The organism is Pseudomonas pichavaramensis (genome assembly GCF_050473265.1).
Taxonomy (GTDB): Bacteria; Pseudomonadota; Gammaproteobacteria; order Pseudomonadales; family Pseudomonadaceae; genus Aquipseudomonas.
Map to the genome: position 1 here is coordinate 120801 of NZ_JBJKFJ010000014.1, position 26077 is coordinate 146877.

Annotated in this window: 23 protein-coding genes; 5 read left to right on the plus strand and 18 right to left on the minus strand. The window is 59.1% G+C overall.

Going from position 1 to position 26077, the window contains the following annotated elements:
• Position 1: 1 nt before the first annotated feature.
• The 11 genes from ACJRW5_RS20895 to ACJRW5_RS20945 all read right to left on the minus strand — a co-directional run bounded on the left by ACJRW5_RS20895 (position 2) and on the right by ACJRW5_RS20945 (position 11386).
• The gene (locus ACJRW5_RS20895; protein ID WP_484572404.1) at positions 2–643 is read right to left on the minus strand and encodes an urea carboxylase-associated family protein; all 642 of its coding nucleotides are present in this window, start codon (positions 641–643) and stop codon (positions 2–4) included.
• Between the two features lie 11 nt (positions 644–654).
• Positions 655–1269 (minus strand): DUF1989 domain-containing protein, encoded by a 615-nt coding sequence (locus ACJRW5_RS20900; RefSeq protein WP_484572405.1) that lies wholly within the window; start codon positions 1267–1269, stop codon positions 655–657.
• A gap of 8 nt (positions 1270–1277) precedes the next feature.
• The gene (locus tag ACJRW5_RS20905; protein WP_484572406.1) at positions 1278–2126 is read right to left on the minus strand and encodes a transporter substrate-binding domain-containing protein; all 849 of its coding nucleotides are present in this window, start codon (positions 2124–2126) and stop codon (positions 1278–1280) included.
• Between the two features lie 200 nt (positions 2127–2326).
• Positions 2327–3184: a MurR/RpiR family transcriptional regulator gene (locus ACJRW5_RS20910; protein WP_264145919.1), complete on the minus strand. Its 858-nt coding sequence runs from the start codon at positions 3182–3184 to the stop codon at positions 2327–2329.
• A gap of 91 nt (positions 3185–3275) precedes the next feature.
• Complete coding sequence (locus tag ACJRW5_RS20915; RefSeq protein WP_484572407.1) at positions 3276–3863, minus strand: nucleotidyltransferase family protein; 588 nt, start codon at positions 3861–3863, stop codon at positions 3276–3278.
• 2 nt (positions 3864–3865) lie between these two features.
• A complete protein-coding gene (locus ACJRW5_RS20920; RefSeq protein ID WP_484572408.1) occupies positions 3866–6064 on the minus strand; it encodes an OsmC domain/YcaO domain-containing protein in 2199 nt (732 codons plus the stop codon).
• A 206-nt stretch (positions 6065–6270) separates the two neighbouring features.
• Positions 6271–7047, minus strand: a complete 777-nt coding sequence (locus ACJRW5_RS20925) for a glycine betaine ABC transporter substrate-binding protein (protein ID WP_484572409.1) — start codon at positions 7045–7047, stop codon at positions 6271–6273.
• A gap of 77 nt (positions 7048–7124) precedes the next feature.
• Entirely contained in the window at positions 7125–8306 is a 1182-nt protein-coding gene (locus ACJRW5_RS20930; RefSeq protein WP_484572410.1) for an SMP-30/gluconolactonase/LRE family protein, read from the minus strand.
• 241 nt (positions 8307–8547) lie between these two features.
• Positions 8548–9735: an MFS transporter gene (locus tag ACJRW5_RS20935; protein ID WP_484572411.1), complete on the minus strand. Its 1188-nt coding sequence runs from the start codon at positions 9733–9735 to the stop codon at positions 8548–8550.
• 59 nt (positions 9736–9794) lie between these two features.
• The gene (locus ACJRW5_RS20940; RefSeq protein WP_484572412.1) at positions 9795–10559 is read right to left on the minus strand and encodes an SDR family oxidoreductase; all 765 of its coding nucleotides are present in this window, start codon (positions 10557–10559) and stop codon (positions 9795–9797) included.
• Between the two features lie 29 nt (positions 10560–10588).
• The gene (locus ACJRW5_RS20945; protein ID WP_484572413.1) at positions 10589–11386 is read right to left on the minus strand and encodes an SDR family NAD(P)-dependent oxidoreductase; all 798 of its coding nucleotides are present in this window, start codon (positions 11384–11386) and stop codon (positions 10589–10591) included.
• A gap of 104 nt (positions 11387–11490) precedes the next feature.
• Between ACJRW5_RS20945 and ACJRW5_RS20950 the strand changes: the two genes are divergently transcribed.
• On the plus strand, positions 11491–12441 hold the full coding sequence (locus ACJRW5_RS20950; RefSeq protein ID WP_484572414.1) for a GlxA family transcriptional regulator: 951 nt from the start codon (positions 11491–11493) through the stop codon (positions 12439–12441).
• A gap of 28 nt (positions 12442–12469) precedes the next feature.
• On the opposite strand, the gene bkdR is transcribed toward ACJRW5_RS20950, so the two are convergent.
• A complete protein-coding gene (gene bkdR, locus ACJRW5_RS20955) occupies positions 12470–12955 on the minus strand; it encodes a Bkd operon transcriptional regulator BkdR (protein WP_484572415.1) in 486 nt (161 codons plus the stop codon).
• Between the two features lie 138 nt (positions 12956–13093).
• Here bkdR and ACJRW5_RS20960 point away from each other — a divergent pair, with 138 nt between their 5' ends.
• From ACJRW5_RS20960 to ACJRW5_RS20975, 4 genes are all read left to right on the plus strand, one after another.
• Positions 13094–14041: a DMT family transporter gene (locus ACJRW5_RS20960; protein WP_484572416.1), complete on the plus strand. Its 948-nt coding sequence runs from the start codon at positions 13094–13096 to the stop codon at positions 14039–14041.
• Positions 14042–14224: 183 nt separating this feature from the next.
• Entirely contained in the window at positions 14225–14698 is a 474-nt protein-coding gene (locus ACJRW5_RS20965; protein ID WP_484572417.1) for a (2Fe-2S)-binding protein, read from the plus strand.
• Positions 14695–16980, plus strand: a complete 2286-nt coding sequence (locus ACJRW5_RS20970; protein WP_484572418.1) for a xanthine dehydrogenase family protein molybdopterin-binding subunit — start codon at positions 14695–14697, stop codon at positions 16978–16980. The genes ACJRW5_RS20965 and ACJRW5_RS20970 overlap by 4 nt, the downstream gene beginning before the upstream one ends.
• 385 nt (positions 16981–17365) lie before the next feature.
• Positions 17366–19408: a TonB-dependent receptor plug domain-containing protein gene (locus ACJRW5_RS20975; protein ID WP_484572419.1), complete on the plus strand. Its 2043-nt coding sequence runs from the start codon at positions 17366–17368 to the stop codon at positions 19406–19408.
• 134 nt (positions 19409–19542) lie between these two features.
• Here ACJRW5_RS20975 and ACJRW5_RS20980 read toward each other — a convergent pair whose 3' ends face one another.
• The 6 genes from ACJRW5_RS20980 to ACJRW5_RS21005 form a co-directional block, all read right to left on the minus strand.
• Positions 19543–20829, minus strand: coding sequence for a Fic family protein (locus tag ACJRW5_RS20980; protein ID WP_484572420.1), 1287 nt, complete (start codon positions 20827–20829; stop codon positions 19543–19545).
• 331 nt (positions 20830–21160) lie between these two features.
• Positions 21161–21724: a dTMP kinase gene (locus ACJRW5_RS20985; RefSeq protein WP_484572421.1), complete on the minus strand. Its 564-nt coding sequence runs from the start codon at positions 21722–21724 to the stop codon at positions 21161–21163.
• Between the two features lies 1 nt (position 21725).
• Positions 21726–22952 carry a B12-binding domain-containing radical SAM protein gene (locus tag ACJRW5_RS20990; protein ID WP_484572422.1) on the minus strand — a complete coding sequence of 409 codons (1227 nt, stop codon included), beginning with the start codon at positions 22950–22952 and terminating at the stop codon, positions 21726–21728.
• Complete coding sequence (locus ACJRW5_RS20995; protein WP_484572423.1) at positions 22949–23188, minus strand: hypothetical protein; 240 nt, start codon at positions 23186–23188, stop codon at positions 22949–22951. The genes ACJRW5_RS20990 and ACJRW5_RS20995 overlap by 4 nt, the downstream gene beginning before the upstream one ends.
• A gap of 97 nt (positions 23189–23285) precedes the next feature.
• A complete protein-coding gene (locus tag ACJRW5_RS21000; protein WP_484572424.1) occupies positions 23286–25496 on the minus strand; it encodes an ankyrin repeat domain-containing protein in 2211 nt (736 codons plus the stop codon).
• Between the two features lie 213 nt (positions 25497–25709).
• The coding region (locus tag ACJRW5_RS21005; RefSeq protein WP_484572425.1) for a hypothetical protein at positions 25710–26077 on the minus strand (368 nt) is incomplete at its 5' end.

The window sequence follows — 26077 nt, forward strand, 5'->3', positions numbered from 1 at the left end:
TTTACCCCGCAAAGTCGCTAAGGTTTTCGGCGGCCGAGAGGGCGACGGCCCCCGGCTTGTCGTTGCCTTCCACGCCGGTGCTGCAGGTCGAGACGATGAACAGCATGTCCTGCACCACACGGCAGGTCACCTTGTCGCCGGCTTTGACCGTGTTGCTCTGCGGGATGATGGTGCCGTCACGCTCCAGCGAAACGTGCATGAACAGGTTGATCGGGTCGGGCAGCTTCGGCTGCTGGCGGCCCAGTCGATCCAGTTCGGCCTGCACGGCTTCCACGCAGCCCATGCCGTCGTAGCCCTTGCTGCGCAGGTAGGCGCTGGTCGAGGCGGGCAGCAGCAGGTCATGGCGGCCGACGCTGTCCTTGCCCAGCACCATCACCGGGCGGCGACGGTTGTTGACCAGGCGCATGCCCGAGCCGAGTACGTAGGAGTTACTGAACACGCGGGTGTGGTGCACCGACAGGTGCACCATCGGGTCGTTCTCGCTGAAGCCGAACAGGCTGGCGACGGCGCCGTCCTCAAGCGCCTCGATGCGCAGCAACTGGCCGCGCTTGAGGGCAATGGAACCGGCGCTGCCGGCGGCGACTTCGACACGTACGGCAGGCAGTGGCGCACGGTCAGTGGCGGGGTTTTTCATCAACAGCATGGTGGTGCTCCTCAGACGAGTTCCGGCGCATCGTCACTGATGCGGATGTCGATCGGGGTAACCAGCAGGCCATTGCCGGGAATGATGTCCTGAGGGCAGGACGAAACGGCGCACACCAGGTCCTTGTGCACCTTGAACACCACGCGGTCGCCCGGCTTGCTGGTCGGGTCGGTGACCTGCATGCGTCCGTCGGCGGTAACCGGGCCGTTCTGGAACAGGTTGAACGGCTCGGGCACGTTGACGGCCAGCACGCCGTAGGCGCTGAGCCCCTCGTGCAAGTTGTCCAGGCAGTTGCGGTGGTCATCCACGCCGAAGTCGATGCTGAAACGCGTCGAGTCGCAGGCCGGGACGTTGGCATCGTGAACGCCACAGCTGTCGCTGAGCACCGTCAGCAGCGGTTCGTCGGTGTTGGAGTAAAGATGATCGCCAACCTGGAAGAACAGTGAGTTCAGGTGACGGCGGGTGTGTACCGGCGACAGGTGTTGCGCGGTATCGCCAAGCACGACGGCGACGAAGTCCGCAGCCTGCTGGCCATTGCTGTCGATGACGGTGAGGTATTGCCCGGCCCGGACCTCGAAGGTCTGGCCGTGGCCGGCTGGCACGTGTACGTGATGATCGCAGGACATGGGATGACTCATTTGCTCGGAATGAAGTTTTCGGAAGGCAGCTCGAAGGTCACGCCGAGGTGCTCTTGTTGCAGCTTGGTCAGTTCGCCGGACTGCTTCAGTGCGGTGATTTCGTCGTTGATCACCTGGTTCAGGCGCTGGTCTTCCTTGCGCGTGGCCCAGCTGATCCACTGGCTTTCACCCAGCTCGCCAACCTGCTTGAGTTTGCCCGGCAGGCGCTGGGACAGGCCGCCGAGCACGGTGATGTCGTCGAACACGAAGTCTGCGCGGCGCGTCATCAGGGTCGCCAGGGTCTGATCGACGCTGTCGACGCTGACCAGTTTGATCGGTGCCAGACCCTGCGCCTGCAGGTCCTGGTTGAACTGCTTGAGCAGTTGCTCAGGTGCGGTGGTGGTTTTGACGGCGGCGGTGAGGCCGGAGAGTGCTTCCAGGGTCAGAGCGCCTTCACCGATGCGCTCGTCGTCTGCGCGCATCAGCACGGCGTTCACGCTCTTGCCGAAGGGCACGGTGAACAGGACTTTCTCGGCGCGCTCGGCGGTGACGTTGAGCGAAGAGCCTTCAGCGTCGACCGAGCCGGCGATCAGCGAGGGGATGATGCCGCCGAAGGACATCTTCTGGTACTGCAGGGTGACGCCCAGTCGCTCGGCGACACGCCTCATGATTTCCGGGGTGTAACCGATGATGTTGCCGTCGGCATCGGTGTACTCGTAAGGCGCGAAGGTCGGGTCGATGGCGACAGTCAGCGTGCCTTTGGCCTTGATGTCGTCCAGGCTGTCGGCAGCGGCAGAGCAGGCGATACCCAGACCGAGGGTCAGGGCCGCCAGGGTCGTGGCAACGCGGGAGGTGAAGGTATGCATGGGAACTCCAGGTGCGGTGTGGTGGCCATGGAGTCATAGCAGAACTTATGCCAGCGCCCGGAGTGGAAGGTGAGGCGCGAGCGCAAAGGCTCTGAAACAGTGGTTTCGTGGATTTATTTCATGAAAAAAATATTTCACGGCGAGGCGAAATGATTTACCTAGCTGCGCGTTAATGGTGCGGGGTGAAACTTGTTGGTGCGTCAGGGCGACTTTTCCAGCTCGTCGAGTTGCTGGTGCAGCAGTTCGACACGCTGCAGGTAGGACGACTTGCGCTCGCTCAGCTCTTTGCCGACCAGTGAGCAGAGCAGGTTGGTGATGGCCGAGACACTGACGTTGCTGTCGAACATCAGGCTGCTCTCGGTTTGGCAGCGGATGATCCAGCTAGCCAGGCGTGCCGGGTGGCCGGCCAGCACGTCGGCCAGGTAAAGCATGGGCACTGCCATCTCGTGCAGCGCTGCCATGGCCGCCTCCAGTTGCGGCATGCGCCGGCGCAGGCCGATGCAGATGGCCAGGTCCTGCGGACCGAGGTCGGCCATGTACTCGGCCAGGCTGTCGCCGGCAGAGGGCAGCAGGAGAATGTCTGCGCGCACCTGAATCAGGTTGCTGCGAAACATGTGGGCGATGGTCTGGCTGTGACGAAAGCCGATGATCACTACGCGGCGCGCGTTGGCGACGGCCTGGACGATGGTCAGCAGTTCATTGCGGTCCAGCGACTGGTAGGTCTGGTAGATGTTGGCGATTTCCTGATCCAGGTGATGCTTGATCAGGTCGCTGGTGTTGGCGTCTTCCTTGCCCCGGTCCTGCATGTACAGCGGTGAGCCGGCGCTACGTGCGGCGCGCGCCTCACGTCGCGCTTGTTCGTAGGAGTCGTAGCCCAGCGAGCGGAAGAAGCGCGTGGCAGTGGCTTTCGACACCCCGGCGTTGCCGGCCAGTTCGGTGGCCGTTTGCATCGCCAGTTGCCCAGGCGAGGCGAGAATCACGTCCGAGAGTTTCTGCTCGACGGCGGACATCGCCTCGTAACGCGCTTTGATGCGGCGCTCCAGCGAACTTTCGGGCATCTGGGAGCTGTCTCGGGAGGGCATGGCGGGGCTCGGCTGGGAAGAACTGGACGCAGTCTAGAGGAAAGGCCTGCGCAGGCGTAAGGGCATCTCAGCCTTGTTGCAGGCGTTGGCCGTCTGCGGCGCTGTCGATGTCCTGCAGCACGCCGGGATCATCCAGCTCGACGAGTTGCACGGCCTGGGCATTTTCCTGCAGCAGGGCGCGGGCGCCGGCATCGCCGCTCAAGCGGGCGAGCTGGGGCCAGAAGTCGCGGCCGAAGAGCACCGGGTGGCCGCGTTTGCCCTGATAGCTCGGCTGGACGATGTTGCCCGCGTTGGCGCGAGCCAGCAGGGCTTCGAGGCTTTCGCGGCGAATATGCGGCATGTCGGCGAGAAAGATCGCCACCGCCTGCGCCGAGGATTGGGTCTGCAAGCGCGTGATGCCCGCGGCCAGGCTGTGGCCCATGCCCTGCACCGTGGTCGGGTACTGCACCAGCCTGACCTTGGCGGGCAGCGCCAGTTCGGTGGCATCGTCGTCCGGGCGTAGCACCAGCCACACTTCGTGCAGCAGGGCGCAGGGCAGGGCCAGGCTGGCGCTGAGCAGCGAGCGGCCATCGGCCAGTTGCAGGCGTCGTTTGTCGCTGCCAAATCGGCGGCTGTAGCCGGCCGCCAACATCAAGGCCGCGACGTCGGCGTGCATGCTCAGCCCGCCAGCCCGGCCGCTTTGGCGCGAGCGGCGTGCAGTTTCTTGTAGCTGTCGATCAGGCGCAGGTGCTTGTCCAGGCCTTCGAGCTTCATGCTGGTCGGGGTCAGACCATGGAAGCGCACGCTGGCGTCTACCGAGCCGATCACCGCATCCATGCGCTCGTTGCCGAACATGCGCCGCAGGTTGTGCTCGTAGTCGGCCAGCTCAAGGTCGTCATCCAGCTGAATTTCCAGCACGGCGTTGACCGCCTGGTAGAACAGCCCGCGCTCGACGGTGTTGTCGTTGTACTGCAGGAACATCTCCACCAGTTCCTTGGCGTCGTCGTATTTCTTCAGCGCCAGGTTGATCAGCAGCTTCAACTCGAGGATGGTCAACTGGCCCCACACGGTGTTGTCGTCGAACTCGACACCGATCAGCGTGGTGATGTCGGTGTAGTCGTCGACCTCGCTGTTGTTCAGGTTGCGCAGCAGCGACTTGAGCTCGCGGTCGCTCAGGGCGTGCAGGTTGAGGATGTCTTTGCGGAACAGCAGGGCCTTGTTGGTGTTGTCCCAGATCAGGTCCTCGACCGGGTAGATCTCCGAGTAGCCCGGCACCAGGATGCGGCAGGCGTTGGCACCGAGGTCGTCATAGGTCGCCACGTACGCTTCCTTGCCTATGTCTTCGAGGATGCCGAACAGGGTAGCGGCTTCCTGTTCGTTGGAGTCGGCCCCCTCGCCGGAGAAGTCCCACTCGACGAACTCGTAGTCGCTCCTGGCGCTGAAGAAGCGCCAGGACACCACGCCGCTGGAGTCGATGAAGTGCTCGACGAAGTTGTTCGGCTCGGTCAGCGCCAGGCTGTCGAAGGTCGGCTGCGGCAGGTCGTTGAGGCCTTCGAAGCTGCGCCCCTGAAGCAGCTCGGTGAGGCTGCGCTCCAGCGCCACTTCCAGGCTCGGGTGGGCGCCGAAGGAGGCGAACACGCCGCCGGTGCGCGGGTTCATCAGGGTTACGCACATCACCGGGAATTCGCCGCCGAGCGAGGCGTCTTTCACCAGCACCGGGAAGCCTTGCTCTTCGAGGCCCTGAATACCGGCGAGGATGCCTGGGTACTTGGCCAACACCGCCGGCGGCACATCCGGCAGGGCCAGTTCGTTCTCCAGAATCTCGCGCTTGACCGCTCGCTCAAAGATCTCCGACAGGCACTGCACCTGCGCTTCGGCCAGGGTATTGCCGGCACTCATGCCATTGGACAGGTAGAGGTTCTCGATCAGGTTGGACGGGAAATACACCGTCTCGCCGTCGCTCTGGCGTACGAACGGCAGCGAGCAGATGCCGCGTACCGTGTTGCCCGAGTTGGTGTCGTACAGGTGCGAGCCACGCAGCTCGCCGTCCGGGTTGTAGATGGCCAGGCAGTGCTCATCGAGGATTTCCTCGGGCAGCGCATCCTTCGGCCCCGGCTTGAACCAGCGCTCGTTGGGGTAGTGGACGAACTCGGCAGCGGCAATGTCCTCGCCCCAGAACTGGTCGTTGTAGAAGAAGTTGCAGTTCAGTCGTTCGATGAACTCGCCCAGCGCCGAGGCCAGCGCACTCTCCTTACTGGCGCCCTTGCCGTTGGTGAAGCACAGGTTCGACTGCGCGTCGCGGATATGCAGCGACCAGACGTTGGGCACGATGTTGCGCCAGGAGGCGATCTCGATCTTCATCCCCAGGTCAGCGAGGATGCCTGACATGTTGGCGATGGTCTGTTCCAGCGGCAGGTCCTTGCCCGGGATGTAGGTGGTGCTGTCGGACACCGGCATCAGCAGCGCCTGGGCATCGGCGTCGAGATTCTCGACTTCCTCGATGATGAACTCGGGGCCTTGTTGCACCACCTTCTTCACCGTGCAGCGGTCGATGGAGCGCAGGATCCCCAGGCGATCCTTCTCGGAAATGTCTGCCGGCAGCTCGACCTGGATCTTGAAGATCTGCGCGTAGCGGTTTTCCGGGTCGACGATGTTGTTCTGCGACAGGCGGATGTTCTCGGTGGGAATGCCACGAGTCTGGCAGTACAGCTTGACGAAGTAGGCCGCGCACAGCGCCGATGAGGCCAGGAAGTAGTCGAACGGCCCTGGCGCCGAGCCGTCGCCCTTGTAGCGAATCGGCTGGTCGGCGATCACCGTGAAATCATCGAACTTGGCCTCGAGCCTGAGGTTGTCGAGAAAATTGACCTTGATTTCCATGCGGGATTACCAGCGTAGCGACAGCGATAGGGCCGGTCATTATCCGGTTTTTCGCTTGGAAGTCTTGTGCTTTCAGACCAGAGAAGGCCCGCTGGTATCCAAGTCCGAAACAGCTCTTTGGCCAATTAGGGGAGACGCTCTAGTGTCTCACTGACACTTGGGCTAAAAGACTGCGCCGATCTCAGAGGCCCCAAGCGCAGGCGGGCTCAATTCGGGTTTCGAGCCAGCCACGCGTCGGCAGCTTGCAATGCTGATAGGCCGCCACGGCAGACCATATAATCGAGTTCGCTGATTGCTTCATTACCCGGCGCAAATTGTGTCAGCTCGTCAAGCAGAGCATCAGACATGCCGCAGGCGAAGGCTTCGTTCACGATCAGGGTAGCGTCGTCCTGGCCTCCCAGTAGGCCGAGAGGTTCTTCAAGTGGACGAATAGGGTGGGAGTGATGAAGGAACTGTGGATGCCAGAGTGGCACTACGCACCATTCTCGTCGTGTATGGGCTTGTTCGTAGCGGTTAAAGCAGTCGTTCTGCGTGCCTGTCTCGAAGTGATAGCCCAGTCGATCAAGACCGTACCGGGTAACTACTTCTCGGGAAAAACGGCTGATGCCCGCTCCGGGATTGATGCCTTGGATCAGCCGTGTCATTCGCGTCATTACCTCGGGTTGAGCCAGGTCCGCGACGCTTCGAACGACATCATGTGGAACGTAATCCGGTACGCCCCAAATGCAGTAGGGGCGATACAGCACGCCGAGCGCTCGAGTACGTGGCGCATGGGGGGCCAGATAGCTGCCGTGACTGGCCGGTAGCCAGGCCGAGACCAGCATGTCCACTTCGCCTGCACCATAGCGAAGGAACATTTCTTCGTGAGTTGCGGAGCTGACCCTGACGAGATAGCCATGACGCTCGAGAATGCGTTGTACAAGTGCTGCGCTCGCGGCGTGAAAACTCAGGTCGATGTGACCCAGGTGGATTACGGGTTGCATGAGCTTGCCTCGGCCGGCGGCGTTTGCCGCCGGCTGGTTTAGAGAGTTGGCAGGGGTTGCGCTTCGGCGCGAGCTTTTCAATGTGTCGGAGCCGGGGCTGCGTCGATCTTCACGCGTAGCAAACTGTAAGGTTTGCTGCGTAGATCACGCCCCTCATTGAAACCGGGAGAGCGATGCAACTGGTTGACGGTGAAGTAAAGATAGCCATCCGGGCCGATGGAAAGGGTATCGGGCCAGAGCACGCGTGAGTCATGCACGATGGTCTGCCAGCTGCCGTCGGCCAACCGTTTGCGGATGGCATTGTGCTCATAGTCAGTGGCGTAAACGGCACCCTCCGCATCGGCTTCCAGGCCGTCCGAAGCGCCTTTTTCACCCAGATCGAGCACTGCCGCCTGCAGCTGCGTTTCGCTTACTTCCGTGGCGCGCAGCAGTTGCGTTGGTACTGCATAGAGATGACGGCTGGATAGCGGTGAGAAATACAGTGTTTTGCCATCGGCGGAAAGTGCGATGCCATCGGAGGCCACTCCCAGAGGCTTGCTCTTGCCCTTGGCGTCTTTACTCAGCAATGCCGGTTTACCCTCGACCACTGGCACGAAGTTTTTATCAACCGAGGTCTGCGGCGCACCACTGAGGCGGCGGCTGGCTTTGCCGCTGGCTATGTCCATCACGATGATCCCGCCAGGACCGGATACCGACGAGTCTGTGACATAAACAGTGCCTTGTTTACCCGCGCGAAAGTCGAAGCGCATGTCATTGACGTAGGTAGTAGGCAGGATGACCTCAGACGGGAAGACCAGTGTTTTGACGACCCTGTTACTGGCGAGGTCGATAGCAACCAGCTTGGCACCTCCGCTACGCGGTGCAGAGAATTCCGGCGCTGCGGTATCCAGTATCCAGACGCGTCCCTTGCCATCAGCAACCACGCTTTGCACGCTGATGAAGTTTTTGGCCGGATCGTTCGGATCTTCGACGTTGATGGCGGCGTTAGGGTAGGGCTGTACCTGGCCATCACGGATTTCGCCTACTGTGAAAGGAACGACATCGCCCCAGCGTGGGAAGTTGACGAAGATGCGTCCGTCCTCGCTGACGGTCACCCCGGTGGGCATGGCGTCGTGGAAGGCGAACACTTGATCTATGATGCCGACCGACTTTTCCGCAGCAGTACTGGCCGGTAGTGGCTGCAGCTGCGCTGCGAAGGCGCCCGGACTGATTACGGTCAGGGCCAGGATCAGTCGGTGGATCTTAGGGTAGACGCGCATTTAGTGCTCCATTCTCAATAATCAAGGTTTGCAGGCATGAAGCGATGCAGAGGTATTCACGATGGTTCCTCTGGCTTTGTCGCCCCGGTAGAGGACCGTGAAGCCATCTTCGGCTTATCGTCAGAGAGTAAAAAGGTGGTTAAGAGATCAACACTTTCTTCTTTCTGATGAAAATGCGGGCTTCGAGTTGATCCGCCCATGCGTGTTGGCCATTTGGCAGGCTGGACGTCTGCCTGCCGTCTCAGGCACCTGACGGAGCGAATGGAGGCCTGCTCAGGCGCTCCGACAGAGCCATGCAGCTCATGGCCAGGCAGAAGCAGAACATCGAAGCAGTCAGTAGCCCCGCATAGCCAAACAGTGGGTAGATCCAGCCGGCGACGGCCGAGCCCAAACCGATACCGCAAAAGAGGAATGATGCTGTAAGGGCCAGCGCAATACCGCGTTGTTCAGGGCGTAGTTCCACCATCCGTCTTTGCTGCGTAGGCCAAACAATGTCTGTGGCGAATGCCCATAGCACCAGTGCCGCCAGCAGCCAGGCCAGGTGTTGCGGTGTTGCCGACAGGTAGACGATATCGACCATGAGCAGAACGATGCCTGCCAGCAACATTCTTGAGGCAGTGATGTACAGGGCTGCTCGGGTGACGAACAGGTTGCCGATAACGCCCGCGATGCCGAGCACCGTCAGCGCCAGCGATACATCCCCTGGCTCGCCTTGATAGTCGTTACGGATGAGCGGCGTGAGAAAAGCGTAGGTGGAGAACACGCCGGTGCTCACAAAAAAGACCACGAGCAGGGCACTGAGCGAGCCTGCGTTACTCAGCAACTCCAGAAGGTTGCGTATGGCTACACGTTCCCCGGGAACACTGTCTGGTACCAGCCACAGAATCAACAGTGCCGTGAGCATGCCACCCAGACCTATGCCCAGAAACAGATTGCGTGCTCCCCACTCGTTGGAAATCCAGGCGGTGATCGGCATTCCTGCCAGCCCCGCGACGCTGAGCCCAAGCAGCACGATGGCAATCGCGCTGCCCTGCTGCTCTCGCTCTACCAGATTTGAGCCAAGTGCCCCTAGTACGGGGCCAATGAAGCCTGCCCCGATGCCCATCAACACGCGCGACAAAAGCAGCACTTCGTAGCTTGGCGCACAGGCGAAGAGAGTCGCCGCTGAGCTGAACAGGGCGAGCCCTAGCAATACTTGTCGGCGCCGCTGCAGATGACCTAGCGCTATCTGCAGCAGGGGTGCGGCAATAGCGAAGGTGATGCCAAAAACGGTGATCAGATAGGCCCCTTGCGATTCGCTCAAGGCCCACTCGCGGGAAATCGCCTCTAGGCTACCGACCACCGAGAGGGCGCCGACGGCCTGGATGAAATACGCGACGCTCAGCAGGTGCAGTGCCAGCCGAGAGGAAGGGGCGATGGGCTTGTTCATGTTCGTACTCCCTGGGGCAACGCAGAGTTAGCCGGCCCAACGCGGGCCGGCCGTGGGCTTCATGCGACCGGGATGGGGTTGTCTACCAATGACTGGTTGAACTGGTTCACCAGCGCGTGCTCGTTTGGTCCGACGTTGGCGCGCAGCGGAACCACTGCGTCGACCAGTACTTCCGTGGTTGCATGTTCGAGCTTGATCAGTGTCTCGCTCAGAAATGCATCCAGCGGCATGGCTCGGGCATCGCCGCTTTTGTGGATCAGGTCAGTGTCCACCCATGGTGGCGCGATTTCGAGCACACCGACGCTGGTGTCGCGCAGGGCAAAACGTTGCGACAGCGTGTAGGAGTGGATGGCAGCCTTGGTGGCCGAGTACAACGCAGTCGCTGCCAGTGGCAGGAAGGCCAGAACGGAACTGTTATTGATGATCCAGGCGTGCTGCTGGCGCTTGAGGTGTTCGACAAATGCAGCGCTGACACGCACTGGGCCGAGCACATTGGTGTTGAGCAGGCCTACAGCCTGATCATCATCGAAGTCCCCGGCAGCCGGGTTGTCGAAGGGCATGATGCCGGCGTTGTTGATTACGACATTCAGTGTGGGATGGCGTGCGATGACCTGTTGGGCGACGTCCTTGATCTGCGTTGGGTCGTTGATGTCGAGCTCGACGGTATCGATCCCTGGGTTGGCTGCGGCAATGTCCTCCAACAATGCCTTGCGGCGGCCGGCGATGATGACCTGATTGCCCAGGCGGTGAAAGGCTTCGGCCAGGCCGCGGCCAATGCCCGAGGTACCGCCAGTGATGAAGATGGTATTTCCTGACATTTTCATGGCTGATATTCCTTCTGTTTTAGATGGTGTCACTGACGGGTGTAGCGAGGTGCCGGAACGTTGCTCGACAACTGAGAGGACATGGCCTGGCGGCTACGCTCATACGTCTGCCATAGCTTGAAGTCGTGAAGAGATGGGATGGAGATGAGCTCGCCGTGGTCGTAATCGATCAGCGCTGAATCGACCAGCTGTTCGGCACGCATGACGATCTGCGGATCAAGATGTTCGAGCGGTAGGCCGCCTGTTTCCCAGAAATCGGTCGCGGTTGCTCCCGGCAGCACTGCCTGAATCTGGATGCCCTGAGGGGACAGTTCATGGTGCAGGGACTGGCTAAATGCCGTGACGAAGGCTTTGCTGCCGCCGTACACGCCGTTGAGAATCTCGGGAGCAATGCTGACGATCGAGGAGATGTTGATGATGCCGCCTTGGCCCCTCGCAACCATACCCGGTGCGGCTGCATAGCTCAGGCGAGTCAGGGCGGTTACGTTCAGGTCGATCATTCGCTGCATCTGCTCGACATCACTCTGCAACAGAGGCGTATGAGTGCCGATGCCTGCGTTGTTCACCAGCAGAGTGATGCTGGCGTCTTCCCTGAGCTTGGCTTCTACCCTGGCGAGAGAACTGTGCTCGCTCAGATCTGCTGCGAGAACCTCGACCTCCTGTCGAGTCTCGGTGGTGATGCGGTTCGCCAGCTCATTAAGACGATCACGATTGCGTGCAACCAGAATGAGGTCATAACCCCGGCGAGCGAGGCGATCCGCATAAATGGCGCCGATGCCGGATGAGGCGCCAGTGATCAGTGCGGTACCTACGTTTGAACGTTGCATGTTGGGCTCCTGTGGGTGTATCGGGTTGGTGGAGCCATGTTGCCGTTACTCGACAATGTCTTAAATGACGTTTATGGTCATGTTTCAAGACATGAGGGCATGTGATGCATCGTATTGGCTATTTGCTGGCGGATGGTTTTCAGGTGATGTCCCTGGCGACGCAGAGCGTCTTCGAGTTCGCCAACGCCGTTGCAGGCGAGTCGTTCTACGTGATCGAGAACTTCTCGGTGGCTGGCGGTGCGGTGCATTCGTCGCTCGGGATGACGGTCGAAACCCGCGCCTTTCAAGCTCCGGGATATGCCGACACCTGGATGGTCGTGGGCGTCAACGATCCCTTCAGTACGCCGCCTGATCCGGATGTGCTGGCATTCGTGCGTCTCGCCGGCATGCAGGCGAGACGAACGGCTGGCATCTGTACCGGGGGCTTTGTACTTGCCCAGGCCGGTTTGCTCGAAGGTAGGCGCGCGACGACGCACTGGGCATACGCGCGTGAAATGCGTAGCCGTTACCCCGCCATTAATGTCGAGGAAGATCGCATTTTCATCATCGATGGCTCTGTATGGACGTCGGCAGGCATGACCGCGGGGCTGGATCTCGCCCTCGGTATGGTCGAGAAAGACCTGGGGGCTGAAGTGGCGCGCTCCGTTGCGCACAAGCTGGTCATGTACCAACGTCGTTCGGGAGGTCAATCGCAGCACTCGGAGATGCTGGATCTGGCACCGAAATCCGATCGTATTCAACAGGCGCTGAGTTACGCCCGTCGAAATCTAGACCGTGCCTTGAGCGTCGAGGACCTGGCGGCGCAGGTTCATCTGAGCCCTCGTCAATTCACCCGGGTATTTACTGCGGAAACGGGACAATCACCAGCCAAAGCCATTGAGCGCCTGCGTCTGGAGGCCGCGCGGCTGATGGTTGAGCAAAGCCGCCATAGCCTGGATGTGATTGCCCGAGAAACCGGTTTTCGTGACCGACGCCATATGCGTGAAGCTTTTGTCCGCGGCTTCGGAATACCGCCTCAGGCTGTCAGGCGGGAAGTGCGCAAATTGCCGACCTGATAGATCACTCGTCACGTATTGTGTGCGTTCAACCGATGACCAGCCCGTTGGCTGGGAGGGGCAGCGCCGTTTTATAACGGACCTGTTTGAGCGCAAAGCTGGAGCGGATATTGGCGACGCCGGGAATCTTGGTCAGGTGATCAAGAATGAAGCGTTCCAGCGACTGGATGTCGGGCACGAGCACCCGTAGCAGGTAGTCGGCATCACCCGTCATCAGATAGCACTCCATGACCTCCGGCCGCTCTGCAATGGCACTTTCGAAACGTGTCAAAGCATCTACCACTTGTTTTTCCAGGCTGACATGGATGAATACATTGACATTCAGCCCTAACAGCTCGGGCGCCAGCAGAGTCACCTGTTGGCGAATAAGGCCCAGCTCTTCCATGATCTTGACTCTGTTGAAGCAGGGAGTCGGTGAAAGATTCACAGCACGAGCCAGCTCGGCGTTAGTCACGCGAGCATCCTCCTGCAGTCGGTTGAGGATGCCAATATCTGTGCGGTCCAGCTTTCTCATTCTTGTCATTCCGTGAAATTTTAATTTCGCAGAATATTTATCTCTAATTCGCCGAAATGTCAGCTGAATAGAGAAAGTTTCTCCGCCTCGAGCAGCATAGGCTTTTCCGTATCGATCATCCGATACAGGAAAGCCAACATGACTAGTTGCCCACAAAGTCTGACCTCTCAAGCGCAGGCCGCCGCAGGCGAGTCACGCGTGATGACTCCTCGGCTCAAGGGCATGTTGCTCCTGTTCGTGGCGATTCTCATCTGGGGAGTAAACTGGCCGGTGATGAAGGCCGGATTGAGCCATGTCACACCTGTTTGGTTTTCGGCCAGTCGTTTTGCCTTGGGCGCGTTGTGTCTGTTCGCCGTACAGGTGGCTACCGGTAGTTTCTACCGGCCAGCTCGGCGAGATATTCCGCTCATTCTCAGTGTTGGGTTGTTGCAGATGTTGGCTTTCACCCTGCTCGGCGCACTGGCCATGATGGACATTCCGGCCGGCCGGTCGGCGGTGCTGGCTTACACGACGCCGCTGTGGGTAACGCCGCTGGCAGTCTTGATCTTTCGGGAGCGCCTGAGCCGGCGTCAGTTGGCCGGCACCAGTCTTGGTGTTGTTGGTATCGCTTTGTTGTTCAACCCTTTGGCGCTTGACTGGAGTGACACGACGCTCTTGCGGGCCAATCTGATGTTGTTGGCTGCATCCGCCTGTTGGGCGCTTTGTATTCTTCATTTGCGCTACGCCAAAGGTGGGGCGAGTGCCTATCAGCTTGCCCCCTGGCAGATGCTTGTCGCTACAGTTCCGTTGCTTCTGCTGGCGCGAGCAGTTGAGGGATCTTTCACGGGCGATGGTTCGATGGCGCTTTGGCTGATTGTGTTGTTCGTGGGTGCTGTAGCTACTGCCTTCTGTTTCTGTGCCGTGAATGCCGCCAGTATGTGGCTGCCTGCGACCAGCATGTCGCTGGCCATGTTGGGTGTGCCGCTTGTAGGGCTGATGAGCTCGGTACTTTGGCTCGGCGAAACACTGAGCAACAGTCTTATTGCGGGAGTGCTGGCGATTTCTGCTGGCATTCTCTGCGCTATCGTCAAGCCGAAGGCTGGTTGAATCTGCGGGCCCTGGACGTTGGTGGCACGGCTAAGCTGATAAGTAAACCACGCTTAAAACAGTAATAAGCCTGGCTAATTACTCATGGCAAAGGTTTCCTGAGAGCATCGCCTTCATCCGATTTTTCAGCCATGCCTTTATGCCATGAGCCCTTGCCTGCCCTAATAAAACCAGGAGTTAGCCGTGACTCAACTTCAAGTTAATGGAAAGACCATAGAGTCTCAGACGCCCGATGACACCCCCCTGCTGTGGGTGCTGCGCGATGAGCTGGGAATGACCGGCACCAAGTTCGGTTGCGGTATGGCACTGTGCGGTGCCTGCACGGTGCATATGGACGGAGAGCCGATCCGCGCCTGTGTCACGCCCGTTTCCGCCGTAGCCGGCCGGTCGATCTCGACCATCGAAGGCATGGAGAAAAATCGTGTCGGTGCGCTGGTTCAGGCGGCCTGGGTGGAAAACGACGTTGCCCAGTGTGGTTACTGCCAGGCGGGTCAGATCATGACCGCGGTAAACCTGCTGACCAAGACACCGGCACCGTCGGACGAACAGATCGACCAGGCCATGAGCGGCAACATCTGCCGCTGTGGCACCTATCCGCGCATTCGGGCAGCCATCGCCCAAGCCTCGCAGAAACTCGTGCAAGGAGGCAGCCAATGAGCCAGTCCAGTCAGCTTTCCCGGCGTCGGTTTCTCCAGGGCAGTGCGGGCGTGCTCATGCTGGCCATCACCAGCAAGGGCCTGATCAGTGCGGCCTGGGCGGATGAACCGAAGAAGTACGGTGCCGACTCCATGCCCGGTGGCACCGTGGATGATCCGCTGGTGTTCGTGTCCATAGCCGTCGATGGCACGGTCACCATCGTGGCGCACCGTGCCGAGATGGGCACTGGCGTACGAACCAGCCTGCCGATGGTGGTGGCCGATGAAATGGAAGCGGCCTGGGATCGCGTCAAGATCGTGCAGGCCGAAGGCAACGAAGCACGTTACGGCAACCAGAACGTCGATGGCTCGCGCAGCATGCGCCACTTCCTCCTGCCGATGCGCCGTGTCGGCGCCGCCGCCCGGCAGATGCTCGAGGCTGCTGCCGCCGCTCACTGGTCCGTACCTGTTGCCGAGGTCAAGGCAGCGCAGCATGAGGTCGTGCATGTGCCCAGTGGGCGCCGACTGGGCTACGGCGAGTTGGCCGAGGACGCGGCCAAGCAGCCTGTGCCCGCGCACGAAGCGCTGAAGTTGAAGAGCCGCGATGAGTTTCGCTACATCGGCAAGCAAGAAGTCCGGCTCACCGACCTCGAAGCCATCGGCAAGGGGCAGGCCACCTATGGCATGGACATGCGCCTGCCGGGGATGGTCTACGCCGTGGTGGCTCGGCCTCCGGTGGTCGGTGGCAAGGTCAAGCGCGTCGACAGCAGCAAGGCGCTGAACGTGCCGGGCGTCTTGAAGGTTGTCGAGATTCCAGGCTACGAGGGTGCACCAGGATTCTTGCCGCTGGGTGGTGTTGCCGTCGTCGCCAACAACACCTGGGCCGCGATGCAGGGCCGCTCGGCGCTGGTCATCGAATGGGATGACGGGGCCAACGCCAGCTATGACTCCGTTGCCTATCGCGAGCTGCTGGAGAAGGCCTCGCGCACTGCCGGCAAGGTCATGCGTGATCAGGGTGATGTGGCAGGCACATGGTCCAAGGCCGCGGAAGGCGACCGGGTGAGTGCCGAATACTACATCCCGCATCTGGCTCATGCGTCGATGGAGCCTCCGGTTGCGACCGTACAGCTGCATGGCGACCACGCCGAGGTCTGGACTTCGGTGCAGAACCCCGCAGCGGCACAAAGCGCCGTAGCGGCCCGTCTCAAGATCGAGCCGGAAAAGGTCAAGGTCAACGTACTGTTGCTGGGTGGTGGCTTTGGTCGCAAATCCAAACCGGATTTCGTCGACGAAGCGATCATCGTCGCTCAGGCCATGCCGGCAGGCACACCGGTAAAACTGGTCTGGACCCGTGACGACGATATTCATCACGACTACCTGCATACCGTATCCGTGGAGCACCTCGAAGCGGTGATGGGCGCCGATGGACAGGTGCAGACCTGGCTGCATCGCAGTGCGGCGCCAACCATCGCTTCGCTGTTCGCTCAGGGCGCGAAGGGCCAGCAGATCTTCGAGTCGGCCATGTCGGCGATCAACATGCCGTACCGCATTGCCAACGTACGGGTGGAAACGGCGGAAGTCGAAGCGCATGCGCGCATTGGCTGGTTCCGCTCGGTCGCCAACATTCCCCATGCATTCGCCGCGCAGTGCTTCATTGCCGAGTTGGCGCATCGTGCGGGTAAGGATCACAAGGCGTTCGCTCTGGACCTGATCGGCCCGGCGCGGCAGATCGATCCGGGAACCATGAGCGACTCCTGGAACTACACCGAATCGCCGCAGCGCTACCCCTACGATACTGGCCGCCTGCGCGGGGTTATCGAGGCGGCAGCCAAGGGCGCTGGCTGGGGCCGCGAACTGCCCAAAGGGCATGGCCTGGGGCTGGCGTTCTGCTACAGCTTCATGAGCTATACCGCGACGGTGGTCGAGGTGGCTGTGAGCGACAGTGGCGAAGTGCGGGTGGTCGCCGTGGACATGGCGATCGACTGCGGCCCGCAGATCAACCCCGAGCGTATTCGCGCGCAGATGGAGGGGGGCGCCATCATGGGCCTGAGCCTGGCGCTGAGCAGCCAGATCACCTTCGAAGCTGGCCGGGTCAAGCAGAGCAACTTCCATGACTACGAAGTGCTGCGTCATTCCGCTTCACCGCGGGTAATCCGCACGCACCTGGTCAACGATGATCACGACCTGCCGCCTGGCGGTGTCGGCGAACCGCCGGTGCCTCCGGTCGCGCCGGCACTGTGCAACGCGATCTTCGCCGCTACCGGCAAGCGTGTGCGCAGCCTCCCGGTTGGCAAGCTGGCCTGAGACCACGCTGCTCTGGCGGGCCCGATTGCCAACAGCGTACCAACGCCCTCGACCTGTTACAGGTCGAGGGCGTTTTTCATTGCAGAATCTTGCGCGGGCAAGCTCCGCGTCTTTCCCACATTCAATTGCGCCTGATGAAAGCATCTGAGTTGCCCGTCTGGGGAAGGCAAGGATGATCGCTGTGTATTTTTTTATATAACGTTGTAAGTGACTGCCTCCGTCGCTAATATCCGCGGCGGTTGGTGCCCACCAGCCTGATCGTCCTTCTCTGTGCGAGTCGAGCAGCCGTTCCCTAAAGGCTACGCATTTGTTCGTCTTTCGCTATGTATAAAAATATATAACGAGGTCGAGCGCTGCCTACGCTTCGGCCCACCCAGGAGCAATCATGAAATCGTTAGTCCCCGGGGCCCTGATGGCCGTCGTGACGAGCACTGCCACACCGTTCGCTTTCGCCGAGTCGAGCAAGCCCTTCGATCTGGGGGAAATCTATATCTCCGCGCCACAGGATGAAAAACTGTCCACAGGCAGCAGCGTCATCGATCTTGAGGCGATCCGGCTGAACGACCGAGAGACGGTTGGCCAGGCTTTGCAGATGGCCCCTGGCGTCAATCTGGGCTACATGGGCGGACGTGCCGAACAGGTGGTCTATGTGCGTGGTTTCGACCGCCTGCAAGTGCCCGTTTATATCGACGGCATTCCCACCTACGTGCCCTATGACGGCAATATCGATCTGGGGCGTTTCACCACCTACGACCTGTCGCGGATAGAGGTGGCCAAGGGCTTCGCCTCTCTGCTCTACGGGCCCAACGCCCTGGGCGGGGCGATCAACCTGGTGACCCGGCGCCCCAGCAAACCCTTGGAGGGTGAAGTAGGCGGCGGTCTGGAGCTGACCGACCACGGCAACGTCAACGCCTATCGCAGCTATGCCAACCTAGGCTCCAACCAGGGGGGCTGGTGGGTGCAGGGTGGTGTCTCCTACGTCGATTACGACTACACGCTGCTGCCAGACGCTTTCGAACCGACTAACGCGCAGCAGGGTGAGGGGCGCCGGGAGAACAGCAACCGCCGCGACGGCAAGTTCAGCTTCAAGCTGGGCTTCACGCCCAACGAGTCCGACGAGTACGTGCTGGGCTACGTCCAGCAGGAGGGCCGCAAAGGGCAGCCGACCTATGCGGGCGAGCTGCCCACCAGCGGCCAGCGCCGCCGTTGGTGGCAGTGGCCGCAATGGGACAAGACCAGTCTGTTCCTGGCGACTAACACGCGCTTCGGTGAGCACGGCCTGAAAACGCGTATCTACCACGACACCTTCAAGAACTCGCTGGAAAGCTACACCTACAACAACGGTGTCACCGGCGCTTTGCAAAATGGCTTTCCGAGCAAATATGACGATGAATCCACCGGTTTCTCCATCGAGGGGGATCTGGCGCTGAGCGACAGCAACCGTCTGGGCATCGCCTATCACTTCAAGGAAGACGTCCACCGCTCCCGCGATGCTGGCGATCCACAGACCCACTTCCGCGACCAGACCCAGTCAATCGCCCTGGAGGACACTTGGCGCTTGAGCGAGGTGTTCAGCCTGGTGGGCGGCGTTTCCTACAACTACCGCAAGAGCCTGGACGCCGAAAACTACGGCACCAATGTCTCATCGCCAAGCGTGGATACGCTCTACGACGAACCCACAGGCAGCGATGATGCGATCAATGCCCAACTTGGCCTGTTCGCCAATACCGGGCCGCTGTTCGATAGCGACCATGATGGCCAGCTGCGTCTGACCGTCGCGCGCAAGAGCCGCTTCGCTACCATCAAGGACCGCTATTCGACTCGCTTCGGTACAGTGATCCCCAGCCCGGATCTGAAATCGGAGCGCGCCACCCATTATGAGCTCGGCTACAGCGGCTCGCTGGCAGCGCAGTGGCGGCTCGATGCGGCAATCTTCATCAGCCATATCGAGGACTCCATCCAGCAGGTCACGGTACCGGCTCAGGCCAACTGCGCGGCACCTTGCGGCCAGTACCAAAATATCGCCAAGGCACACAATCAGGGTTTCGAGCTCGGCCTCAATGGCGACCTGGGGGATTGGCAACTGACGGCCAGCTACACCTGGCTGGATCGTGAGAACCGCAGTGACCCCGAACTCCATCCCACTGATACGCCGCGTCACAACCTGTTTGGCTCGGCTGCCTGGAACCTAGGCGCCTGGCAGCACAGCGCCAGCGTGGAGGCTGCATCACGTCGCTACAACACATCCGACGGCAACCAGATGGCGGCAGGCTACGCGATCTACAACCTGAAAACCGGCTATCGCTTCAGCAACGACCTGCGGGTGGAGGCGGGCGTACGCAACCTGTTCGACCGTCTGTACGAATACAGCGAGGGTTATCCGGAGGTCGGTCGCCATTATTTCGTGCAGTTCAATGTGCCGCTGTAAGCGCTGGCTGCCCGGTTTTTTGCTGGCGTTCAGTGCACTGCTGAACGCCGCGCCGCAGACCGTGGTGGTGATGACCAGCTACCCAGAAGAAATGATGACGCGGGTGAGGGCGCGAAAGGTTGGGCGTGAACTCATCAGTTTCCATGGCGCGATTTCCAGAGGGTGAACTCGGATGGCCGTAATCCGTAACGCGCCAGCACCCCTTCGTGCAGTCGTCGGAGCTCTTCAACGATCAGGGCTTGTACTTCTGGCTGCTCAGTGTCTGAAACATGCTCAGCTACTGCGTGTTGAATGCAGGCCAGTGGATCAAACTCAGGATGAGTGACGACTTCTCGAATGGTCGATTTGATGAAGTCCCGCCAGGTCAGTCTAAGTGGGTCTGGCTCAGCAAGGTCTTGCTTGATTGCCAGGTACTCCTGCGTTGAGCGTTCATAGGCCCAGAGGTACAGGTCGCGCAGCAGCTCTACCCGGGTCATTTCGTATACGCCCAACGTGGCGCGGCTGTAGGCCTGTTCGGGTACATCCAGAAATGTCAGCGGACATAGGTTGGCGCGAAACAGTGGCAGGTTCGCTGCCAGTCTGGAGGTGCGCTTGTTGATGTCGGCAAAGGGCTGCAGGTAGGGCAGGTGCACCATCATGAAGAACGACTGCTCGAACGGATCAGTAATCTGATTGGCCTTGCTAAGCAGAACCTCCAAGGTGTCCTCAATCTGTTGTGGTGTTGAGAGAGGGCGATAGGTGCTTTTCCCAATGTCGACGGCATGCTGCCGGATGCGGCCTTCATCTGCAGGATTTGGGAGCAGGTTCTCGGCCAAGGCGCTGTGCAGGTTCATCAATGTGTAGCGGTTGAACTCTGCACTTTCAATGTTCTCGACCAACAGCTCGATTGCTGTTTTATGGTTCAAGATCATCTGTGTTTCGATGGCTGCTTTGCCTTGTGCGGCCTTGCCATGCTCAATCAGCTGTCGCGTATCGAGTCGCGAGTAGGTGTTCCCCTCCAGGTGACTCGATGCCCACGATAAATCAATCAGCAGGCGATTCAGGACTGCGCGGCTGTACGTGCCTGCAGGCTCCAAGGCATCTGTGGTTTTGCCCATTCTGTGCAGTTGGCGCCGCAGTGATTCTGGCAGGTAGCTCGTTGCGTTCGGCTGGTAGGTGTCAAGAAAGTCGCGCTGGTAGCCAACGGGCTTGCGCGCTTCAGATGGTTGGTTGATGTAAGCGAGGATATCTCGGCTGTCTGCTGACAGCGGGATAAAGGACGGAAAGCTATCAGTGTCCAGGGTGCTGGTTTCTGCTTGGATAGCAGTTCCGAAATAGCGCCGTGCTCTACCTTCACCCCGCGCTGAGATCTGACCGCTTGCTATCAGCTTTGCAATCAGTCGCTGCGCTGTTCTCCGAGCAATGTCGGGGTGTTTGGCCAATAGCTCAGTCAGCGTCAGTCCGTTCCCAGATGCTTGGATACTGTTGAGTATGTCTGCGGAGGAGGGCATAGCTTAGGTGGCGCCGTTTGAATGCTGTTGGCGCAATTCTGGCGCAGTTTTCTGAACTGCGCCAATTGAAGCGTCGAATTTGGCGCAGTTCCAGGCGATCTGCGCCATAGCGAGGGCCGAGGGGGCTGAGCGATGGGTAGTAGTTCAGATGTGCTGGGGACCTGGATATTGGTACGTCCATGACCAATGAACCCTTGTCGAGGTCATCCGTAGGTAGTTGGCCCTGCGCCTAATGCTTGGAGTCTATTTGGCCCCTCCCAGATCAGCCGGGTGGCAGTTGCCTAATCCTCTGTTCCAATTCGATTGCCAAGGCTTCCGCAGTAAAGTGAGTGGCATTCACTAAAATGTCTGCATGCGCCATTAGCTCTTTAAGTACGCACTTACGAAAGCCGGGATCAAATGTTTCCATATCCTCTGCGGTTGCACCACGAGCAAGGAGGCGTTGTTGGCGGTCAGGCTCGTCGAGCAGAAGCAGGATAGTGATATCTGGCTGGGGCAGGCTCTTGCTCAGAGCTCCCAGATCAGCCGATACACCACGAGCTTTTGCATAGGCCAGTGTCGAGGCCCAGTAGCGATCCATAAACACCCACTCGCCACGTTCAACCAGGCTGCGTGCATGACTCCCCTCGCTGGAAACGCTGGCTGCATAGAACAGCGCCTTGGCAAGTTCATCATGGGCAAATGCCTCTAGAATAGCTGGGCGGCTACTACGCAATGCGGGGCCAGGGGTACTCATTGCGTGGCCCGAAAAACGCGCGGCCAGTCTGTTCAGAATCGTAGATTTTCCCACGCCGTCGAGGCCCTCAATAGCAACAAATCCAGCCATTTCAGTTCTCCTCCAGCTGCTTGGCAATACGAGCCATTTCGGCATATTCCGTCTCAGAGAAGCTATTACTGGCGACTACGATGGGAATGGTTTGGTCATCGCTTTCCTTGAATCCATAGAGCTGTTTCTGCTCGTATAGTGGCGTCCCTCTCAGCAACATCAGTGGCCAGGCCCTTACCCGAGGCACCCGCCGCTGCACACACCAATCAACACTGCTACGGAAGCTGTCCAATGTTTGATTGGGCAAGCCGTAAATCAGTGAAACCTCAAAGTCTATTTGCCGTTCATGTAACTGACGGATTCGGCTGCAGACGATACCCAGATGGTTGGGCCTTTTGATTGCTCGGTACTCGGCCTCTATGGTGGTCTGCAGGCCGAACTCAAGGGTGACATTGAGCCCCTCAAGCGCATCCAGAAATTCCTGGGTGCAGGTCTCGAAGCGGCATTGCAGAGAAAGGTGCGCAGTTACACCCGCCGCTTTAGCGCTGTTGAGGATCTGAATGGCTCGCTTGGCATCATTGTGAAAAATCGGATCCAGCACCGAGATGCGCTTTACCTTCGCAGCAGCAAACATCGCGAGCTCTTTCTCCAGCCGATGGCCATCAAACCATTGGTGTTTGAGACGTATGCCTGGCTCGCGGTGCTGGCAGAACGAGCACTTGAACGGGCAGCCGCGCTGAGTCTCCCAACGGATGCTGCTCTGTAACCCAGCTGTTTCCAGCAGGTACGGTGAGGGTAGGGTCAGCAGATCGTGATCTGCCTTACGGCCTAGATCTGGAGTACCGGCGATGTGGATGCCGCAGTCATCGGGTGTGGTACCGCAGGCCAGTGCAACCATGGCCATCTCGCCCTGCCCACGAACGAAATATCTTACTAACGGATATGTGCATTCCAATTGGCCCTTGGCCATGTAGGAGATTTGCGGTCCGCCAAGGACAATCTCTGCTCCAGTGTCCTGAATCGAATGAGTCAGGGCGCGAACCTTTGCGTCGTTCCAGACAAAGGTACCGAAGCCAACCAAGCAACCAGGACCGGCCTGCGTGATGGCTTGCAGCAAACGAGCCTGTACCTGCCCCAGTGAGAAAGCAGGGCTGTTCACTTGTGCGTCGATGATCTGAAATGGCACACCGGCTGCGCGCAAAGCCGCAGCGATAGAGGCGATCCCTAATCCGGTTTTACCGTCCTGCGGCCGACGCCAATCCAATGAAACCAAGATTACCGGCCTCATGGCATCAGCTCCTGGCCAGCGTGCCGGTATCGTTCAGCGTGGCCACGCAAGCGTTGCCTTACATCGCGGCGGAAGTTCTGGAATGCGCGGCAATCTCCGGGCGTGCTAGGCACGATTACCATGCCGCAGCCATTGGGTGGAAAGAGCTTATAGTGCCGGCCTTTTGCATAGCTCCAGCCAAGTTGAAGCAGGTCCAATACGAGTTTGTTGATGTCCTTGTTCTTACTGAAGTACATGGTGGTTCCTCTGTCGCGTGGCTTTGCGCGCACGATGCAGCAGAGGTGGCTTTCGAAGCCCGACAGCCAGCCGAAAGAAAAATAGAAAAATGTATCGTCAGGTTGTGGCGTGCTCAGGCAGCAGCGTCAGCAGGTACTCGATCACGCTTTGCCGCTTGTAGCTGACTGCGACCCAAAGCGCATTCCTCTCATCACCGGGGCTGTCCTCGTCCAGTGAAAGCCAAGGGTTTCCACCAGCCGCGATCATGGCTTTGAGTACATCAAGATCACCCAACTGCGCTGCGAACAACGTAGGCGTCCAGAGATCTCGATGGCCGTTGAAGTCTGGGTAGCGTCGATTTGGATCTGCTTTCTTGTTCAATAATGTCATGACCACCTCACGACGTTCATCGGTGGTCCGGCTGTAATGCTGCTTTACAGCCTCGAAAATCAGCTTCTTTTGCGGGTCAGCGAGCATCGCATGCACATCAAGGCGTTGAGCAGGGAGCTCACAATCCAGAATGGCACCGTTCTTGGCATCGAAAGAATCGGCCGGAACACGCCCCTCCAGGTAGGCTCTCAACTGCGCAGGATCATTCACATGGATGCTGTCATGAAGCAGCGCCATGGCATAAACCAGAGCGCTTGGGGAGTTGAAGCAAGGCACCTCGATATCAGCGCCGAAATCTATGAGCCGCTCGACAACCTTCGCGTCAGCCATGTTCATGGCGATCTGCAGTGGCGTTTCCCGCTTGGTTGAAGCAGGTCGATTGGCTGTTTCAGGGCTGATTTTCAGCGTCAGAAGATAATTCAAAATGTCGGGATCTTGCCTGTCCCAGGCGCGACGCAGAGCCATGATCAAGGCATTCTCACCAGATTCGTCGACGAACACGTTTGGGTCGCCGCCGGCCTGTATGAGTTGTTTTACATGCTCTAGTTCACCCTCCAACACTGCACTCATCAGGGGCGTATAGCGGATTCGCCCATCGGCGTGCTTACGCAGTGCGCTGTGTGCCTTCAAATCTCTAGGGGATAGAGCGAATGGTCGCTCCGTATTTGCATAGCGGGTCGCGGGGGGGATTCTCTGCTTTGCTTTCTGTGGCGCAAAGAGTCGTTCGAACTCAAAGGAGATCAGGCGCATTGCCTGTTCATCCAGTTCTCGTTTAGGTGGGTTGTTCAAACCCAGCAAAAAACATTTGTCCCAGTAGTGGTTTGCCTGAACCTGATCACCCACGCCAACGGCGTAGCACAATGCTTCATGGATAAGTGGATGCTGGTTCGACCCGGCCCGCCACCAAGCCGCATGGCATGCGCTTGCGTAAAGCTTTAGCGCATTGTCCTTCTCGCCAAGATTTGCGGCCAACCTTGCCGAGAACCAGCGCCAGAGATACTCATTGGCCGCATAGACTGCAGGTGAGGTGCGCTCACAGAGCGAGCGAAGCCAGTCAAGGCGATCACGGATGGCCTTGTTGTTGTCCACTGCATTGGAAAACAAGCGTTGGATATCGTTGAGTACAGGAGCAATCTGGTCGCGTACAGGCAGGCTATACCGGTCTGCTGCCTCACGTTTCAGTAAGGCAATGAACTGCTCCTCTGTCCTCAGAGGTAGCTGACCTTGTATAAAAAAGTCACGTTTGGCGTTATCGCGTAGCTCTGCGGGCAATGACTGTATTGCGACCACCATGATCAACCAACCACATAGCCGCTCTATCTGCTGGCGCGGCAATTGGCAGTCGCCGACGAGTGCCATAACCGTATCGCGGTACGGCCACAGGCTTTTACCGATAGCGTTACCCTGCTGCCAGCGTTCCAGCGTGCGCTCGTCCAGATCCACGTGATTGGCAAGCCGCTCTAACAATTGGGGTGTCGGAAGTGAGGTTTTTTGCTGTGCAACGATTAGCCAGGAGGCAAAGGGGGAGTCCCACCAGTGCCGCATATCCGGCAACGGTAATTCCTGATGTACGCGACTTACAAAGCCCGAGATTTCAGGTATCACCAGCATCTTAAGGATGGCCGACTGCGCACGATCCTGAATCATCCCGGTGGTATCTGCCTTTCGCGCCAGTGAGCGCAGCAGGTTGCTGTGCCTCTTCCAGGCTGATTCGATCAGGTTGCTCCAGTCCGGTCCAGCATCGTCCCGAATGGCCCGTAGCCATTGAGCTTGGCAGTTCTCCAATAAGTCGAAGTTGCCAGCCGGACGTTCTTCGAGGGCTAGGTGATCGATATCCCGACCCAATCCTTTACCTTCTAGGCAGGGGCGGTAACCAGTAGCGGTTAGCAGTTTCCTAAAGAGATTGCTGGGAGTAGGCAAAACCACCAAATCATTCATTTCGCATCCTTGCTGCACGTTATTTACGAAATCGAGCGTTCGCAATGTGATAAGTGAAAAATGATGTGCTGTCCCAGGATATTGGGCCATCTATTCAAGATGAATCCGGGGCCAGCCATGGTTCGTCGCTTCTGGCCAACGGCAGTCAGTCTTTGCGGATAAAACCTTTTACCGGATTCTAAAGTACGAGCTCTCTAAGATATTTGAGCCAATTCAGTACATTGTCTTGAAGATCGATCCGAACTGGTAGGCCCATGGTTCCAGGTTGAGGCTCCACTTGAGCACCGCTCCAAACTGGTTTCCCCCAGAAAATAGGAAGTCAGCAATCTCGCTGTGATTTGCTGGCAACATTGCCGGACCAACTGCAATCGCCACGACTAGAGCGGCCTTGAGTGGCCACGATGCCACGAACTTGGTCAGCGCTAGGAGAGAGAAGGCTAAGCTGAAGAGAATGGCGATCGGGGGCACCAGTAGAGTTCTCACCGCGTCTCGGCCTTTCTTCTCAAGAGCTTGGCCGTCGGCATGTAGTGGTCTACTGATCCCGGACACCCATTTAGGGCGAGAATGCTCGCCATAGAGAG

Excerpts from the sequence above, each read along its gene's own strand:
- ACJRW5_RS20910 (WP_264145919.1), bottom strand. The coding sequence starts at position 3,184 with ATGCCCGAAAGTTCGCTGGAGCGCCGCATCAAAGCGCGTTACGAGGCG.
- ACJRW5_RS20925 (WP_484572409.1), bottom strand. The coding sequence starts at position 7,047 with ATGCAACCCGTAATCCACCTGGGTCACATCGACCTGAGTTTTCACGCC.
- ACJRW5_RS20975 (WP_484572419.1), top strand. The coding sequence starts at position 17,366 with ATGAAATCGTTAGTCCCCGGGGCCCTGATGGCCGTCGTGACGAGCACT.
- ACJRW5_RS20930 (WP_484572410.1), bottom strand. The coding sequence starts at position 8,306 with ATGCGCGTCTACCCTAAGATCCACCGACTGATCCTGGCCCTGACCGTA.
- ACJRW5_RS20920 (WP_484572408.1), bottom strand. The coding sequence starts at position 6,064 with ATGGAAATCAAGGTCAATTTTCTCGACAACCTCAGGCTCGAGGCCAAG.
- ACJRW5_RS20960 (WP_484572416.1), top strand. The coding sequence starts at position 13,094 with ATGACTAGTTGCCCACAAAGTCTGACCTCTCAAGCGCAGGCCGCCGCA.
- ACJRW5_RS20995 (WP_484572423.1), bottom strand. The coding sequence starts at position 23,188 with ATGTACTTCAGTAAGAACAAGGACATCAACAAACTCGTATTGGACCTG.
- ACJRW5_RS20945 (WP_484572413.1), bottom strand. The coding sequence starts at position 11,386 with ATGCAACGTTCAAACGTAGGTACCGCACTGATCACTGGCGCCTCATCC.
- ACJRW5_RS20895 (WP_484572404.1), bottom strand. The coding sequence starts at position 643 with ATGCTGTTGATGAAAAACCCCGCCACTGACCGTGCGCCACTGCCTGCC.
- ACJRW5_RS20935 (WP_484572411.1), bottom strand. The coding sequence starts at position 9,735 with ATGAACAAGCCCATCGCCCCTTCCTCTCGGCTGGCACTGCACCTGCTG.
- ACJRW5_RS20915 (WP_484572407.1), bottom strand. The coding sequence starts at position 3,863 with ATGCACGCCGACGTCGCGGCCTTGATGTTGGCGGCCGGCTACAGCCGC.
- bkdR (WP_484572415.1), bottom strand. The coding sequence starts at position 12,955 with ATGAGAAAGCTGGACCGCACAGATATTGGCATCCTCAACCGACTGCAG.
- ACJRW5_RS20970 (WP_484572418.1), top strand. The coding sequence starts at position 14,695 with ATGAGCCAGTCCAGTCAGCTTTCCCGGCGTCGGTTTCTCCAGGGCAGT.
- ACJRW5_RS21000 (WP_484572424.1), bottom strand. The coding sequence starts at position 25,496 with ATGAATGATTTGGTGGTTTTGCCTACTCCCAGCAATCTCTTTAGGAAA.
- ACJRW5_RS20950 (WP_484572414.1), top strand. The coding sequence starts at position 11,491 with ATGCATCGTATTGGCTATTTGCTGGCGGATGGTTTTCAGGTGATGTCC.
- ACJRW5_RS20990 (WP_484572422.1), bottom strand. The coding sequence starts at position 22,952 with ATGAGGCCGGTAATCTTGGTTTCATTGGATTGGCGTCGGCCGCAGGAC.
- ACJRW5_RS20905 (WP_484572406.1), bottom strand. The coding sequence starts at position 2,126 with ATGCATACCTTCACCTCCCGCGTTGCCACGACCCTGGCGGCCCTGACC.
- ACJRW5_RS20985 (WP_484572421.1), bottom strand. The coding sequence starts at position 21,724 with ATGGCTGGATTTGTTGCTATTGAGGGCCTCGACGGCGTGGGAAAATCT.
- ACJRW5_RS20900 (WP_484572405.1), bottom strand. The coding sequence starts at position 1,269 with ATGTCCTGCGATCATCACGTACACGTGCCAGCCGGCCACGGCCAGACC.
- ACJRW5_RS20940 (WP_484572412.1), bottom strand. The coding sequence starts at position 10,559 with ATGAAAATGTCAGGAAATACCATCTTCATCACTGGCGGTACCTCGGGC.